We start from the raw sequence: 13,850 nt of genomic DNA on the forward strand, positions 1-13,850 counted from the left end.
CTTTTCTTTTATAAGGTTTCTACTATGGATAGTTAACTATCCGTTTGCTAATTTAAAAATTTTTTTATCCAATTCACTTTATACGGCGGATAGCGTAAAGGGATATCCATCCAGGAAAAAGAACGTAGGATTGCCCGACGATTACTGAATAACTCAAAACTGGCTTTCCCGTGATATTTTCCCATTCCGCTTCTCCCGACTCCACCGAAAGGTAAATGAGAATTAGCCAAATGCATAATCGTATCGTTAATACATCCTCCCCCGGAAGATGTCGAACCCACTACCTGTTTTCCTTCCTTTTCATTACCAAAATAATACAAAGCCAAAGGCTTATCCCGCTTATTGACAAATTCAATGGCCTCTCCTATATATTCGTATCCGATAATCGGTAATAAAGGACCGAATATCTCTTCCTGCATAATCGGGCTATCCGGCTCTATTTCATCTAATAATGTAGGGGAAATATACCTATCGACTATACTATATTCTCCTCCGTATATAACTTTTCCCGAAGAGTGCATCAGATTAATCAATCTCTTTGTCCCGGCTTCATGTACTATTCTACCGTAGTCCGGACTATTTTTCGGTTCTTCTCCCCAAAAAGAGAAAACAGCCGATTTCATTTGTGTTATAAAATTATTTTTCAAATGACTGGGAATCAATACATAATCGGGAGCAACACAAGTTTGTCCTGCATTCAAAAATTTTCCCCAGGCAATCCTGCGAGCCGCTAATTTCATATTACATCCTTCTCCTATAATACAAGGACTCTTCCCCCCTAACTCCAGTGTGACAGGAATTAATTGCTTGGCAGCAGCTTCCATCACTTTTCGTCCAAAACGAATCCCACCCGTAAAAAAAATATAGTCGAAACGTCCTTTCAACAAAGCCTCCACCTCTTCCTCCCCTCCATTGAAAACAGAAACGTGTTCCTGTCGAAATACCCCGTTTAGAATCCGAGAGATCACTTTCGAAACGGCAGGAGCATAAGGCGAAGGTTTTAATACCGCAACATTTCCGGCAGCAATAGCCCCGATCAAAGGCATCATCAACAACTGAAACGGATAATTCCATGGGGCAATAATCAATACGATTCCGTAAGGCTCAAACAATATTCTACCCCGCGAAGGAAATAAAAACAATGGAGTGTTTACCTTCCGCTCTCTGCTCCATCGACGTAAATTCCTTATACAATCTCGGATTTCATTTAAAACAATTCCGGTTTCCGTAAGATAGCCCTCTCCTTCCGATTTATGTAAATCGCTCCACAAGGCGCGGCTTATCTCATGTTCATGTTCTATAATCACTTTCTTCAAGCGTCGTAATGCCTCTACCCTGAAATTAAGATCACGCGTGACACCGGTTGCATAATATGCCCTCTTACTCTCTATTTGAATCCGTTCTTCTGTCATATAGCTGATTTCGTCCTTAAATTATACGGATCTTATTTAACAAAGATATGATTTCAAAAGTTTTTTTACATAAAATACCCTGTTTTTTTTACTTTGACAGTAAAAAACTTTTTCCTCGCGTTATCGTTACAGTTAAAAATAGATAAAGAGTTTTGAATGTAAAAGCCCTTTACACTTAATTGAGAATTAATGAATAATCTATGAAAATAGGAGCTTTGTTCGCTTTACTAAGCGTGATTACCTGGTCCGTCAATAGTGTCGTCACCCGATATTGTCTGCTAAACTATGATATTAACATACTTGTGTTTACATCACTACAAATATTTTCCGGAGGAGTAGCCTTACTTATTATCCGGGAACCGGTCACCACGCAAAGTTGGAAATCCGGAGTCAAATACTCATGGTTGTACACTTGGCTACAAATTTTCCGGAATTTCTTTTTAGCAGCCATTTATCTATATATCAGCAGTACCGAAACCAGTCTACTGATCAATTTGGAAGTAATTATCACGACCATTTTGACCTATTTTTTATTCAAACGCACACCTAATGGCAGCGATATCATCGGCATGCTGGTTATCCTCACCGGAATCGTTCTTTTTCTCCTGTCTCTTCCCGAAGCCATTCGAGGGAAAATAGCAATACTTGTTGTTTTAGCAGCTTTTGCCAGTTGCATCCGGGCCGTAATCGTAGAAAAAACGACCATCACGAGTCCCAACACGACCACACGTCAAAAATGCGGTATATCCGGTTATACGATGTTTTGGGGCGGATTTTCGGTTATTTGCATATTAAGCGGTATCGCTTTATTCGAGCATTTCTTCGCGAAAGATTTAATGAACCTCCCCTTATCCACTCTTTACCTGCCCAAAATAAAAGATATCATTAATCCGGCAGGTATCATAAGCGCATGTCTCACCGGCCTCTTGCTCACATCACTTTCCACTTACTTATATTATGCAACCCTACAAACCGCTACAGCCGAAACCTTTATGACTTTCAGAGCTTTTCAGCCCATGCTCACTTATAGCTTAGAAGTCTGGGCCGCTACTTATTATTTCGCCATGCGTCCGGATTTAAGCACAAAGGATTTTATTTTGGCCGGAGTCATTATTTTCGGATCATTTTTAATCCTGATCACGCCCCCGAAACGGGATCAAAAGCAATATATGACAAATTAAAAAATTGCCTAACGACAATTGCAAAATAAAAGAAGTGCTCATTGACGATCTCGAATTTTTAATTTCCAACTTAAAAACGACAAGATCAGACCTTATGCACGAATCAATTTACAAATAGAAGATTTTGAGGTTACGTGATGAAGTGATTTACAACAAAATCAAGTATCTCCTGTTTTTGAGAGGGATGAAACCAAGTGATGCTCGTATCCCGGCGAAACCAAGACAATTGTTTCTTGGCATAACGACGAGTATTCCGTTTGATCAGACGAATAGCTTCTTCCCGATCGGTTTTTTCATCGAAAAAATCAAATAACTCTTTGTATCCTACCGTGTTCAAAGCATTTAAATACCTCAAAGGATACAAAGAACGAGCCTCCTCTTCCAAGCCCTGTCTAAACATTTCGTCGACCCGGGCATTAATGCGGGCATATAATTCATCCTTATCCCTATTCAGTCCTATCTTTATAATGGAGAAATCCCGTTCTTTCCGAATTCCGGTACGTAAGGAAGAATAAGACTTGCCCGTCGTCAAACAGATCTCGACGGCATGCATTACCCGCTTCGCATTTTTCAGATCGACCATACCGTAAAAAACGGGATCCAATCTTTTCAACAAGAGTCGCATAAATTCCAGTCCCTTTTCCTGATACATCTGCATAACCGATTGCCGAACCTCCGGGTCCACATCAGGAATCTCATCTATTCCCTGGCACACAGCATCGATATACATCATAGAGCCCCCTGTCATAACAACAACGTCTCTCTCCAAGAAAAGCTCTTTTATCCGGCACAAAGCCTGTTGTTCGAATTCCCAACAATTAAAATAATCTTTTACAGAAACAGACTGGACAAAAAAATGAGGAACCGCCGCCAATTGTTCTTGATCGGGCACGGCAGTTCCAATATGCATCTCTTTAAATAATTGCCGGGAATCACACGAGATAATAACCGTCTGAAAATAAGTCGCCAGCTCTATACTCAGATCGGTTTTTCCCACCCCTGTCGGTCCGAGTATCACTAACAACGTTTTCTTCATCCGATGAAATAATTAAAGCCTGTCAATATAATCATCCAGACTCTCGTAACGATCTTCCCGAAAATCCTCTTCGTCGTATCCCCGATCTTCCCGGTCCTCATCCCCGTAACTATCGTTCCCGAACTCTTCCATGAAGCTATCGTCATATTCATCGTCAAACTCCTCCTCCGGCTTATCGAACTCCCAATTATCATTACCTTCATCAAAAGAAAATTGTTCCGGAATATCCCCGTCACAGAACACGCACACGGGCATAACATCGGAAGAATCACGAACATATTCCCCGGCATACTCCACCCTGAAATAACGATTCGTAAAAAAATCAAAAACATACTCCAACTCTAAACAACCCGGCTTTATGATATCACTGATTTTCGTACTATCCATCACTAAGGTATCACTCTCTTCTTCATCCGTCGCCATATCCATTAGCGCTATCTCTTTTCCCCTATTCCCCATTTTGTCAATCGTAAAAAAAGAAGCCATTTGTGAATTGTCGTAATTCAATACATCCACGATTTTATCATGAAACTGTTGAAACGTTTGGTCTCCACCAATTGCGATTTCACATCTAAAATCCGAACTATTCGGTAAGCTGATTTCAAATCTGTAATCCATATTCTATTTCATTTATCCTACATCATTGAAGAACCCAAGCCTATTGCGGCTATTCCCAACACCATTAGAATTATTAACACAACCATAGCAAGAGAGATACAAAGCCCTATGATAGCACATACTCTTCCTGCATTCAAATTTTTATAAGAACTTTCCGTATAAAGCTGCGGGTTTTGCAGATACATCTTACGAGGTTCTGAAGCCAAAACGATAGCAATAATACCCAGTATGACCCCGATTATACTCCCGTAGCACATCCAACAGAATATAAGTGATAAAATCCCCAAAACCAATATTGCCGTCGCATTAGGCAAATTCATTTTTTTCAATTCCTCTACTTCCATTCGTTTGTATTTTAGATAGACATTAATTTAAACAAATATGATATTAAAATTATAATCAAACAAGCAAACCCGCTAATTTTTAATAGGCTTGTCTCAATTTTCTTTATTCCTACTATTCTTCCTATAATCAGCAAGATAAACCACATAAACGGAAGTAATGCCGGATAGGTTACGATCGACTCCGATACCTCTCCTTTCATCAATAACAACATAGCTGTCTGAAAACCACATCCGGGACAATCCATGCCGCATAATGCCTTTATCCAGCATGACAATTGATGTACTTCAAACCACTCCGTCATTACAAACTCGCTTCAAAGGCCGATATCATATATTGTGAACAACCGTCTCCAATATGTCCATAGCCTCTTTCACCAAATTCATATTAGCCTGAGATCCCATATGTCCTATACGAAATACTTTGCCGGCCAAACAGCTGTAATTTCCTCCCACGACCATATTCTGTAAACGTAATTCGCTATCCAATTTTTCCCACGTCATATGTTCAGGAACATAAACGGCCGTAACCGTAGGAGAACATATCGCATCTTCGAGCGGATAAAGCTTCAACCCCATCTCCTTAATCCGTCCCCGACAATATTCCGCCACCATATGATGACGATTAATGCAATTTTCAAGCCCCTCCTCAAATATTAATTCGCATGCCTTACGCAACTGTGCAATACCATGCCAATAAGGCGTATAAGGGAAATACCCCGTTTCAACTGCTTTCAGAAAAGGCAATAAAGCCTCGTAACCGGGATAAGCGACTTCTTTGGCAATTTCCCACGCTTTTTCGCTCACGGAGAGGAATGCCATGTTCGCCGGTGCAGATAAGCATTTCTGTGAACCGCCCAACGCCAAGTCCACGTTCCAACCGTCAACGTCAATACAGGAGCCCCCCAAACCGGATACGATATCAACACACAACAACGGGACATCGTATTTCATCTTCAAATCACCAATCTCTTTGACCGGATTCATCGTTCCGCTCGGAGTTTCGTTTTGCACCAAAGTGATCATTTTAGGTTGAAAATCTTTTATTGCCTTCTCAATCAAATCAAAATCCGTTATCGTTTCATCGAATCCAAAAGCCAAAGTTTTTACTTCACAACCAATGGATTCCGCCATTTCGCCAAAACCATAACCAAAGATACCCGTAGAAATAACCAATACCCGATCTCCTGACACTAACGTACTTTTCAATGCTGTCCACAAAGCCAGCATACCTTCTCCCGTTTGAATGACGACATGATTTTTCGTATTCATCATTTTCTGCAGCAATCTTTCCGTTTCCCGGTACATGGTCAAGAATTCCGGTTCCAAATCGGCAGAACCGTAATTAAAGGTCGCAACATTCAAAACTTCCTTAGGAACTGAAACCGGCCCCGGCACTAATGGTATAAGATATTTCTCCATTTCTTTTCATTTAAACTTAAAACGACAATATTTCGAGTCATTCTTTAAGAATGCGAGAAAATAAGTTCACCTATTTTCTCTATTCAGGTTTGCAAAACTATAAATAAGATTTGTTAAATACACGGCTTCTCTCCAAAAACTTTAACAATTTGTATATTATTTTCAACCCCATTTTCTATAACTTATTTTACTGTCAAATCGTCAGAATAAATGAGGAAATAATTTTAGGTACATTTTTTGATAGAAATCAAGAAGAGTCCCTCCAAAACCTTTTAAGTTTAAATAAAAATGTATATTTGTACTGGATTTTAAAACTATTTTTAGAATGAGTGGAGCAGAAAAAATTGTGGAGAATGTAGTAAAAACACTGGATGATCATAAGGGTGTCGATATCGTTAAAATTGATCTAAGAAAAATAGAAAACTGTTTTTGTAGTTTCTTCGTAATATGTCATGGAACATCAAACTCGCATGTCGCGAGTTTAGCGGACTATGTTCACGATTCGGTTCGAGAGGAACTGAAAGAAACGCCCATACATAAAGAAGGAGAAGATCAAGCCCAATGGATCGTACTGGATTACGGGGATGTCGTGGTGCATATTTTTCAAAAAGAGCAACGGGACTATTACCAACTGGAGGACTTTTGGGTGGACGCAAAAATAACAAGATTAGAAGAGAATTTAACAATAAATTATGGCAGAAAACAATAAAAATGAAGGATTTAACTTTCCTCCCGTAGGAGGAAAAAACAATAAAGGATCCAAATTCAGCGGATACTGGATGTATATTATAATCGCCGCTATCATTATCGGTTTCAACTTCCTCAGCATGCCTACCAGTCCGGAAAGGACGACTTGGCAAGAGGTCAAAACTCAAATGTTGGAAAAAGGGGATGTTAAGGAATTCGTGGTGATCACCAACACGGGACGGGTAAACGTATACTTACAACCTGACAAGATTGAAAATTACAGTAAATTAGTTTCCAAAGGATTCAAAAACAATGAAAACGGTCCTCAATTTTATTTTTCAATAGGTTCGACTGAAACCTTTGAAAAAAACATGGAGGAAGCTCGCAAGGAGATCCCCGGAGCCATGGATGTTACCATTGACTATAAACAAGAATACAACTGGTGGAGTGATGTCATATCCATTATTTTTCCTCTGGCTATCTTAATCTTTATTTGGATTTTCTTCTTCCGGAGAATGAGCAAAAACGCCGGAGGCGGAGGAGGCGGAGGAATTTTCAACGTGGGAAAATCAAAGGCGAAACTTTTCGACAAAGAATCCAACGTGAAAGTAACCTTTAAGGACGTGGCCGGATTAGCGGAAGCTAAACAGGAGGTTGAAGAGATTGTCTCGTTTTTGAAGAGTCCGGACAAATACACGAAATTAGGAGGGAAAATACCCAAGGGAGCTTTGTTGGTCGGTCCTCCGGGAACAGGTAAAACGTTGATGGCAAAAGCTATGGCCGGAGAAGCAAACGTACCTTTCTTCTCCATGTCGGGTTCCGATTTCGTAGAGATGTTTGTCGGCGTCGGAGCTTCTCGCGTTCGGGATTTGTTTAAACAAGCTAAAGAAAAAGCTCCTTGCATTGTCTTTATCGACGAGATCGATGCTATCGGACGTGCCCGGGGTAAAAATCCCAACATGGGTTCAAACGACGAACGAGAAAATACACTGAACCAACTGTTGACGGAAATGGACGGTTTCGAAACCAACTCGGGAGTCATCATCATCGCCGCGACAAACCGGGCCGATATTTTGGACAGTGCCCTCTTGAGAGCCGGACGTTTCGATCGTCAGATATACGTTGACCTACCGGAACTAAAAGACCGGGAAGAGATATTTAAAGTTCATTTGAAACCTTTGAAATTGGCTGATAATGTGGACTACTCTTTTTTGGCTAAACAAACTCCCGGATTCTCAGGCGCAGATATCGCCAATGTGGCTAATGAAGCCGCTCTTATCGCAGCCAGAAAAGATAAATCCGCCGTGGAAAAACAAGATTTCCTGGATGCCATCGACCGAATCGTAGGTGGCCTTGAGAACCGGAGCAAAGTAATAAAAGTCAGCGAAAAGAAAGCGATTGCTTACCATGAAGCCGGTCATGCTACCGTTTCTTGGCTATTACAGCATGCTCATCCCCTTTTGAAAGTGACCATTGTCCCGAGGGGCAAGGCCTTAGGAGCTGCCTGGTATTTACCCCAGGAAAGACAAATCACCACGAAAGAGCAGTTGTTAGATCAAATGTGTTCCGTACTGGGAGGAAGGGCCGCGGAAGAACTCGTTTTCGGGCAAGTTTCGACAGGAGCCCAAAATGACTTAGAAAGGGCTACCAAACAAGCATATGCGATGGTATCTATCTACGGTATGAGCGACAAGATCGGGACCTTAAGTTTTTACGACTCCACGGGACAAAGCGATTTCAGCTTTACAAAACCCTATTCCGAAAAGACGGCAGAACTTATCGATGCCGAAGTGAAGGAGATGGTCAGTGCTGCCTACGAACGCACCAAACAGTTACTTAGGCAACATCAGGAGCAACATAAACAAGTAGCGGAATTATTAATCGAAAGGGAAGTAATTTTCAGCGATGATTTGGAAAATATTTTAGGAAAACGTCCCTGGTCTGACGAGGAGGAAGAGGTGAAGCCGCAAGAAGACCCCAATGACAACATAGACTAATTTAACATGTAAATCCATGGACAATTGGGTATCTGTTTTTACAACAAATGAAGAATTTGAGGCGGAAAGGATCACAGAACTATTAAGCGATTCGAACATTCCTGCCGTGATTTTAAACCAAAAGGATTCTTCTTATATCATGCTCGGAGAGATAAATGTAATGGTGAACAAAGAGCATAAAGAAGAGGCAGAAAAAGTAATTAAAAACAAGAACGATCGTGAGTAATTTCTGGAAAAGAGCCATTAGCGGACTGTTGTTCGTATTCATTTTAACAGGGTGTATTTTCATACACCCCATTTGCTTTTATATACTCTTTTTTATCATCAATATATTGGGGATTATCGAATTCGGAAGAATGGCAAAAAAAATGAACATCCACATTAATTTTCCGTTCTGCATCCTGTGCGGCAGCGTACTCTTCACGGTAGGATTTCTGCATAACTACATTGATTATAAAGACGGATATCTATTCTTTTTCCTGTTGACCTTTCTGATGGCCATCCGGGAATTATACCGAAAACAAGGAAACGGTTTTCAGAACATAGCTTTTTCCTATTACGCCTTATTGTATATCAGTCTGCCTTTCACTCTATTGATCTACCTTCCTTACATGACTTCCGGTCAATGGATGCCGGAAATTATCTTTTTCCCATTCTTGCTCGTGTGGATCAACGATACATTCGCCTACCTGTTCGGTTCTCAATTCGGGAAACATAAATTATTCCCCAGAATATCACCTAAAAAATCCTGGGAAGGAGCTATCGGCGGAGGAGTCACTACCATTCTTGCCGCTCTTTGTATAGCCCCACACATCGAAGGATATACCATCATAGATACGGCCATCATAGCCTGTATCGTAGTCGTATTCGGAATATACGGGGACTTATTGGAATCCCTTTTTAAGCGAAGCATCGAGATAAAAGATTCGGGCAATATATTACCGGGACACGGGGGGATTTTGGACAGATTCGATGCAATTATCTTCGCAATCCCCGCTATTTTTGTTTATATGGAATTCATGTATTAACTTTGCGACTTGTTTTGATATAAAATCATAATAAGACTAATAAAGACCAATCGCTCTTTGCGAACTAAAATATTACCCGATGAAAATACATAAGGCTGGCTATCCGTTACTATTCAAAGTTTTCGTGTTTATTGCTTTTATAAACGTATTGATCTATGTCTTCATTCCAAGTGGTCTTATTTTTCGGATCATACTTGTATTAAGCGCCGTCATATACCTGCTGATCGTAAACTTCTTTCGATTTCCCCATCGGCATATTCAAGTAAACGATAACACGATTTTAGCCCCCGCAGACGGAAAAATCGTGGTCGTAGAAGAAACATACGAGCCTGAATACCTGAAAAGTCGATGTATTCAAGTATCTATTTTTATGAATATTTTTAACGTGCATATCAATTGGTTTGCCATAAACGGCATCATCAAATATTTTAAATACCATCAAGGAAGATACATGGCCGCCTACCTGCCGAAATCTTCCACGGAAAACGAGAGGACAACCATTGCCATCGAGGCTCGAAACGGGCAAGAGATCGTTATGCGACAGATCGCGGGAGCCATGGCTAAACGAATTGTTTCTTATGCCCCCGTGGGAGGAGAAGCTCGCCAAGACGAACATGCAGGATTTATTAAATTCGGTTCAAGAGTGGATCTTTTTTTACCTCTCGGAACCCAAATCAACGTAAAATTAGGTCAGAAAGTGACCGGTTCACAAACACTTATCGGAACATTTCAGAACCCTGAATCCAAGTGATACGTCAGCGGATTTACAAATCAGAATGCAATGTCAGTTCAAAGGAAAGTAAAAAGAGTCACTACCCATGTTTTATCGGAGATGAAACTAAAGGGCGAAAAAATAAGCATGTTGACGGCCTATGATTTCTCTATGGCCCAAATCATTGACCATGCAGGAATAGACGTTATCCTTGTCGGAGATTCGGCTTCGAACGTCATGGCAGGACACGAAACGACTTTACCGATCACTCTCGATCAAATGATCTACCACGGAGCCTCCGTGGTCAGAGGGGTAGACCGCGCTCTGGTTGTTGTCGATATGCCTTTCGGCAGCTACCAGGGAAACAGTAAAGAGGCCTTGTGCTCCGCCATACGTATCATGAAAGAGACCAGTGCCGATGCCGTAAAATTAGAAGGAGGTGCAGAGATACTGGAATCCATTGCCCGCATTCTTTCTGCCGGAATACCTATTATGGGACATTTGGGATTAACCCCACAAAGTATTCACAAGTTCGGAACCTATGTAGTTCGGGCTCAAGAAAATGACGAGGCTGAAAAATTGGTAGCAGACGCCCACTTGTTGGAGGAGGCAGGATGCTTCGCACTTGTTTTGGAGAAAATACCGGCCCAATTAGCCGCCCGCGTCGCCAAAGAGTTAACGATACCGGTTATCGGCATCGGTGCTGGCGGTGGTGTTGACGGTCAGGTATTGGTTATACACGACATGTTAGGTATCAATCAGGAATTCTCCCCTCGTTTCTTACGCCGCTATCACAATCTGTACGCGGAGATCAGCGGAGCTGTAAGCAATTACATCAACGATGTAAAAAGCAGAAACTTCCCGAACGAAAGGGAGCAATATTAAATTTGAAAAGAATAGAAAAAATGAGTTTGGAAATTTTATACGAGGATAATCATATCATTGCCGTCAATAAAAAAAATTCCGACATTGTACAGGCGGATAAAACCGGAGACGAACCTCTCAGCGAGCAGGTAAAAGCATACATCAAAAAGAAATACAACAAACCGGGAGATGTATTTCTCGGAATTCCCCACCGGGTAGACAGACCCGTAAGCGGCGTCGTCCTCTTTGCCAAAACAAGCAAGGCCCTAACCCGCTTAAATAAAATGTTCCAGGAACATGATAACGAAATAACTAAAATTTACTGGGCGATCGTAAGCGAACTGCCGCAAGAGGACGAAGCACGCTTAGTCCATTATTTAGTACGCGATACGGAGAAAAATAAATCTTCCGTGTACACCCGCCCTCGTCAAGGAGCCAAAGAGGCTATCTTGGAATACAAGTTAATCAACGGAAGCCAAAACTATTTCCTGTTAGAAGTAAAACTCTGCACGGGCAGACATCATCAAATCCGTTGCCAGTTAGCTAAAATAGGGTGTCCCATCAAGGGCGACCTGAAATACGGTTCACCTCGTTCCAATCCCGGAGGAGGCATCAGCTTACATGCTCGTAGCATTAGTTTTATGCATCCCGTGAAACAGGAGATGATCACCATCACGGCTACCCCGCCATTGGAAGACAACCTTTGGAATTTCTTCTATAATAACTTAAAATAATCCGAATTCTTCGACATTATATAACGGGATCCTACAAGCGATCCCGTTTTCGCTGTAAATAGATTTTCTCTATCCCCTCATAAATAGATAATATCGAATCTTATATGAATCTTTTAAAAAAAATACTTTATCTTTGAAACGCACACAAAACAGTAAAATAATATAATCTTATGAGCGAGGAAATAACCTGTAACTGTTTTCAAGTATCAAAGGCCGATATCGTAAAAGCGATTCGGGAACAAGGTTTAAAAACAGTAGAAGAAGTCGGTGACGCTACAAATGCAGGATGTGGGTGCGGTGGCTGTCAAGATGAAATCCAGACCATTCTGGATGAAATCAACAAGTAAAAGGTGCTTTTTAAAAGCACCTTTCTCAATAGACTGTTTTATTTTCGTTCTCTTTCCATAGCCGGAACTCCTCTCCGCTTCCCTCCTCCCGTTTATTGATAAAGGGAATAAAACGATCGGGACCGTCCAAGGCTATCTCTTTATAGATAAAAGAGTCGTCGAATCCGCCGTCGGCCGCATCTTCTTTGGTAGAAGCATAATAAAGACGATCGGGACGTGCCCAATAGATGGCTCCTAAGCACATCGGACAAGGTTCGCAACTGGAGTAAATATCACACCCTTTCAATTGAAAAGAATCCAACTGCTTACAAGCTTTTCGTATGGCATTCACCTCGGCATGAGCTGTCGGATCGTTATCCGGAACAACCGTGTTACCGGATGTAGCGATAATTATTCCGTCACGTACGACAACCGCCCCGAAAGGTCCTCCCGTTCCGTTTTTCACGTTATCCAAGGCTATACGAATCGCCTCTTTCATAAACTCTTTATTGTATGCAGCCATATGAATGAATAATTTACATATAAAAACGAACTAATTCAATTTTTTGCCTTACCTTTTTTCCGGCTACTGTACCATATCATAAATGCTCCGAACAGGACGAAAGGAATACTTAACCATTGTCCCATCTTCAATGCCATTTCCGCCTCCCAGGGTTCCTGTACCTCCTTAAAGAATTCGATGATAAAACGAGCCGTAAAGATCAATACGAGAAACATCCCGAAAAGATACCCCTCCCTCTCTTTCACCTTCGTTTTCCAATAGAGATGCATAAGTACGGCAAAACTAATCAAATAACAGATCGCTTCGTACAACTGGGCCGGATGCCTGAGGAAATGAAGACCCGTACGGGTCTTGGCAATAATCCCGTCCTTCAGGTAGTGTGCAATCTGTTCCGTGGAAAAAACGGCCTTAATCCACTCGCTATCATCCACCCGCAAAAAATGAAATCCCCAGGGTACGGCTGTCGGAGCCCCGATAATCTCCGAATTCATAAAATTTCCCATCCGAATAAAGAATCCTGCTAACGCAATCGGCACGACAGCCCGGTCCAATATCCAGAATATGGATTTTTTACTTACCTTCTTAGAGTAATACCATAATCCGACAATAATTCCGATAGCAGCCCCGTGACTTGCCAGTCCTTGGTATCCCGTAAAATGGAATCCACCCTCAAAACGTACCGGTAGAATGATCTCAAGAGGATGACTGCTGTAATAATCCCAATCATAGAAAAAACAATGCCCTAAACGAGCACCTATCACCGTGGCTATGGCAACATATATCCATAGCTTATCCAGCCATTTCTGACTCAGACCTTCCGATTGGAACATCTTTTCTTCAACCTTATAGCCAAATATAAAGGCTAAGGCAAACAATAATCCGTAATAACGGACAGAAATGCCTCCCAAATTAAATATCTCCGGACTTACGTTCCAATCAATATAAAGTGAAATCATGTTTTCGATTTAA

Annotated in this window: 17 protein-coding genes; 9 read left to right on the forward strand and 8 right to left on the reverse strand. The window is 41.3% G+C overall.

Features of this window, described 5'->3' with window-relative positions; genetic code table 11:
* Positions 1-47 precede the first annotated feature (47 nt).
* Positions 48-1,412 carry an aldehyde dehydrogenase gene (locus NVS78_RS09770; RefSeq protein WP_286359045.1) on the reverse strand — a complete coding sequence of 455 codons (1,365 nt, stop codon included), beginning with the start codon at positions 1,410-1,412 and terminating at the stop codon, positions 48-50.
* A 200-nt stretch (positions 1,413-1,612) separates the two neighbouring features.
* Here NVS78_RS09770 and NVS78_RS09775 point away from each other — a divergent pair, with 200 nt between their 5' ends.
* Entirely contained in the window at positions 1,613-2,593 is a 981-nt protein-coding gene (locus NVS78_RS09775; protein ID WP_286359046.1) for an EamA family transporter, read from the forward strand.
* A gap of 130 nt (positions 2,594-2,723) precedes the next feature.
* On the opposite strand, the gene miaA is transcribed toward NVS78_RS09775, so the two are convergent.
* Genes miaA through NVS78_RS09800 form a run of 5 tightly spaced genes read right to left on the reverse strand, consistent with a single transcriptional unit; the run spans position 2,724 to position 6,010 of the window.
* Positions 2,724-3,629 (reverse strand): tRNA (adenosine(37)-N6)-dimethylallyltransferase MiaA, encoded by a 906-nt coding sequence (gene miaA / locus NVS78_RS09780; protein WP_286359047.1) that lies wholly within the window; start codon positions 3,627-3,629, stop codon positions 2,724-2,726.
* 12 nt (positions 3,630-3,641) lie between these two features.
* The gene (locus NVS78_RS09785; protein WP_041502012.1) at positions 3,642-4,247 is read right to left on the reverse strand and encodes an IS1096 element passenger TnpR family protein; all 606 of its coding nucleotides are present in this window, start codon (positions 4,245-4,247) and stop codon (positions 3,642-3,644) included.
* A gap of 17 nt (positions 4,248-4,264) precedes the next feature.
* Complete coding sequence (locus NVS78_RS09790; RefSeq protein ID WP_052634323.1) at positions 4,265-4,591, reverse strand: CCC motif membrane protein; 327 nt, start codon at positions 4,589-4,591, stop codon at positions 4,265-4,267.
* 11 nt (positions 4,592-4,602) lie between these two features.
* The gene (locus tag NVS78_RS09795) at positions 4,603-4,893 is read right to left on the reverse strand and encodes a DUF2752 domain-containing protein (RefSeq protein ID WP_353620729.1); all 291 of its coding nucleotides are present in this window, start codon (positions 4,891-4,893) and stop codon (positions 4,603-4,605) included.
* A gap of 25 nt (positions 4,894-4,918) precedes the next feature.
* Positions 4,919-6,010, reverse strand: coding sequence for a pyridoxal-phosphate-dependent aminotransferase family protein (locus tag NVS78_RS09800; protein WP_286359048.1), 1,092 nt, complete (start codon positions 6,008-6,010; stop codon positions 4,919-4,921).
* A 325-nt stretch (positions 6,011-6,335) separates the two neighbouring features.
* On the opposite strand from NVS78_RS09800, the gene rsfS reads away from it, so the two are divergent.
* The 8 genes from rsfS (at position 6,336) to NVS78_RS09840 (ending at position 12,379) form a co-directional block, all read left to right on the forward strand.
* On the forward strand, positions 6,336-6,719 hold the full coding sequence (rsfS, locus tag NVS78_RS09805) for a ribosome silencing factor (protein WP_286359049.1): 384 nt from the start codon (positions 6,336-6,338) through the stop codon (positions 6,717-6,719).
* On the forward strand, positions 6,703-8,694 hold the full coding sequence (ftsH, locus tag NVS78_RS09810) for an ATP-dependent zinc metalloprotease FtsH (RefSeq protein ID WP_286359050.1): 1,992 nt from the start codon (positions 6,703-6,705) through the stop codon (positions 8,692-8,694). The genes rsfS and ftsH overlap by 17 nt, the downstream gene beginning before the upstream one ends.
* A gap of 16 nt (positions 8,695-8,710) precedes the next feature.
* Complete coding sequence (locus NVS78_RS09815) at positions 8,711-8,920, forward strand: putative signal transducing protein (protein ID WP_286359051.1); 210 nt, start codon at positions 8,711-8,713, stop codon at positions 8,918-8,920.
* Positions 8,913-9,722 (forward strand): phosphatidate cytidylyltransferase, encoded by an 810-nt coding sequence (locus NVS78_RS09820; protein WP_059025717.1) that lies wholly within the window; start codon positions 8,913-8,915, stop codon positions 9,720-9,722. Before NVS78_RS09815 ends, NVS78_RS09820 begins: the two co-directional genes overlap by 8 nt.
* Positions 9,723-9,801: 79 nt before the next feature.
* Complete coding sequence (locus NVS78_RS09825; protein WP_286359052.1) at positions 9,802-10,473, forward strand: phosphatidylserine decarboxylase family protein; 672 nt, start codon at positions 9,802-9,804, stop codon at positions 10,471-10,473.
* Positions 10,474-10,503: 30 nt separating this feature from the next.
* Positions 10,504-11,319, forward strand: coding sequence for a 3-methyl-2-oxobutanoate hydroxymethyltransferase (panB, locus tag NVS78_RS09830; RefSeq protein ID WP_286359053.1), 816 nt, complete (start codon positions 10,504-10,506; stop codon positions 11,317-11,319).
* A 26-nt stretch (positions 11,320-11,345) separates the two neighbouring features.
* Positions 11,346-12,032 carry an RluA family pseudouridine synthase gene (locus NVS78_RS09835; RefSeq protein ID WP_286359248.1) on the forward strand — a complete coding sequence of 229 codons (687 nt, stop codon included), beginning with the start codon at positions 11,346-11,348 and terminating at the stop codon, positions 12,030-12,032.
* 170 nt (positions 12,033-12,202) lie between these two features.
* Positions 12,203-12,379, forward strand: coding sequence for a (2Fe-2S)-binding protein (locus NVS78_RS09840; RefSeq protein ID WP_286359054.1), 177 nt, complete (start codon positions 12,203-12,205; stop codon positions 12,377-12,379).
* A gap of 25 nt (positions 12,380-12,404) precedes the next feature.
* Here the strand turns inward: NVS78_RS09840 and NVS78_RS09845 are convergent, their stop codons facing one another.
* Together NVS78_RS09845 and lgt are read right to left on the reverse strand one after the other, a co-directional pair.
* Complete coding sequence (locus NVS78_RS09845) at positions 12,405-12,881, reverse strand: nucleoside deaminase (protein WP_286359055.1); 477 nt, start codon at positions 12,879-12,881, stop codon at positions 12,405-12,407.
* A 35-nt stretch (positions 12,882-12,916) separates the two neighbouring features.
* The gene (gene lgt, locus NVS78_RS09850) at positions 12,917-13,837 is read right to left on the reverse strand and encodes a prolipoprotein diacylglyceryl transferase (protein ID WP_286359056.1); all 921 of its coding nucleotides are present in this window, start codon (positions 13,835-13,837) and stop codon (positions 12,917-12,919) included.
* Between the last annotated feature and the right edge of the window lie 13 nt (positions 13,838-13,850).

The organism is Gabonibacter chumensis (assembly GCF_024741215.1).
In the GTDB taxonomy this organism is placed as follows: domain Bacteria; phylum Bacteroidota; class Bacteroidia; order Bacteroidales; family Marinifilaceae; genus Gabonibacter; species Gabonibacter massiliensis.

Coding starts and splice junctions, on each gene's coding strand:
- NVS78_RS09800 (WP_286359048.1), bottom strand. CDS start 6,010: ATGGAGAAATATCTTATACCATTAGTGCCGGGGCCGGTTTCAGTTCCT.
- NVS78_RS09790 (WP_052634323.1), bottom strand. CDS start 4,591: ATGGAAGTAGAGGAATTGAAAAAAATGAATTTGCCTAATGCGACGGCA.
- NVS78_RS09770 (WP_286359045.1), bottom strand. CDS start 1,412: ATGACAGAAGAACGGATTCAAATAGAGAGTAAGAGGGCATATTATGCA.
- NVS78_RS09840 (WP_286359054.1), top strand. CDS start 12,203: ATGAGCGAGGAAATAACCTGTAACTGTTTTCAAGTATCAAAGGCCGAT.
- miaA (WP_286359047.1), bottom strand. CDS start 3,629: ATGAAGAAAACGTTGTTAGTGATACTCGGACCGACAGGGGTGGGAAAA.
- ftsH (WP_286359050.1), top strand. CDS start 6,703: ATGGCAGAAAACAATAAAAATGAAGGATTTAACTTTCCTCCCGTAGGA.
- NVS78_RS09785 (WP_041502012.1), bottom strand. CDS start 4,247: ATGGATTACAGATTTGAAATCAGCTTACCGAATAGTTCGGATTTTAGA.
- lgt (WP_286359056.1), bottom strand. CDS start 13,837: ATGATTTCACTTTATATTGATTGGAACGTAAGTCCGGAGATATTTAAT.
- rsfS (WP_286359049.1), top strand. CDS start 6,336: ATGAGTGGAGCAGAAAAAATTGTGGAGAATGTAGTAAAAACACTGGAT.
- NVS78_RS09845 (WP_286359055.1), bottom strand. CDS start 12,881: ATGGCTGCATACAATAAAGAGTTTATGAAAGAGGCGATTCGTATAGCC.
- NVS78_RS09825 (WP_286359052.1), top strand. CDS start 9,802: ATGAAAATACATAAGGCTGGCTATCCGTTACTATTCAAAGTTTTCGTG.
- panB (WP_286359053.1), top strand. CDS start 10,504: ATGTCAGTTCAAAGGAAAGTAAAAAGAGTCACTACCCATGTTTTATCG.
- NVS78_RS09775 (WP_286359046.1), top strand. CDS start 1,613: ATGAAAATAGGAGCTTTGTTCGCTTTACTAAGCGTGATTACCTGGTCC.
- NVS78_RS09815 (WP_286359051.1), top strand. CDS start 8,711: ATGGACAATTGGGTATCTGTTTTTACAACAAATGAAGAATTTGAGGCG.
- NVS78_RS09795 (WP_353620729.1), bottom strand. CDS start 4,893: ATGACGGAGTGGTTTGAAGTACATCAATTGTCATGCTGGATAAAGGCA.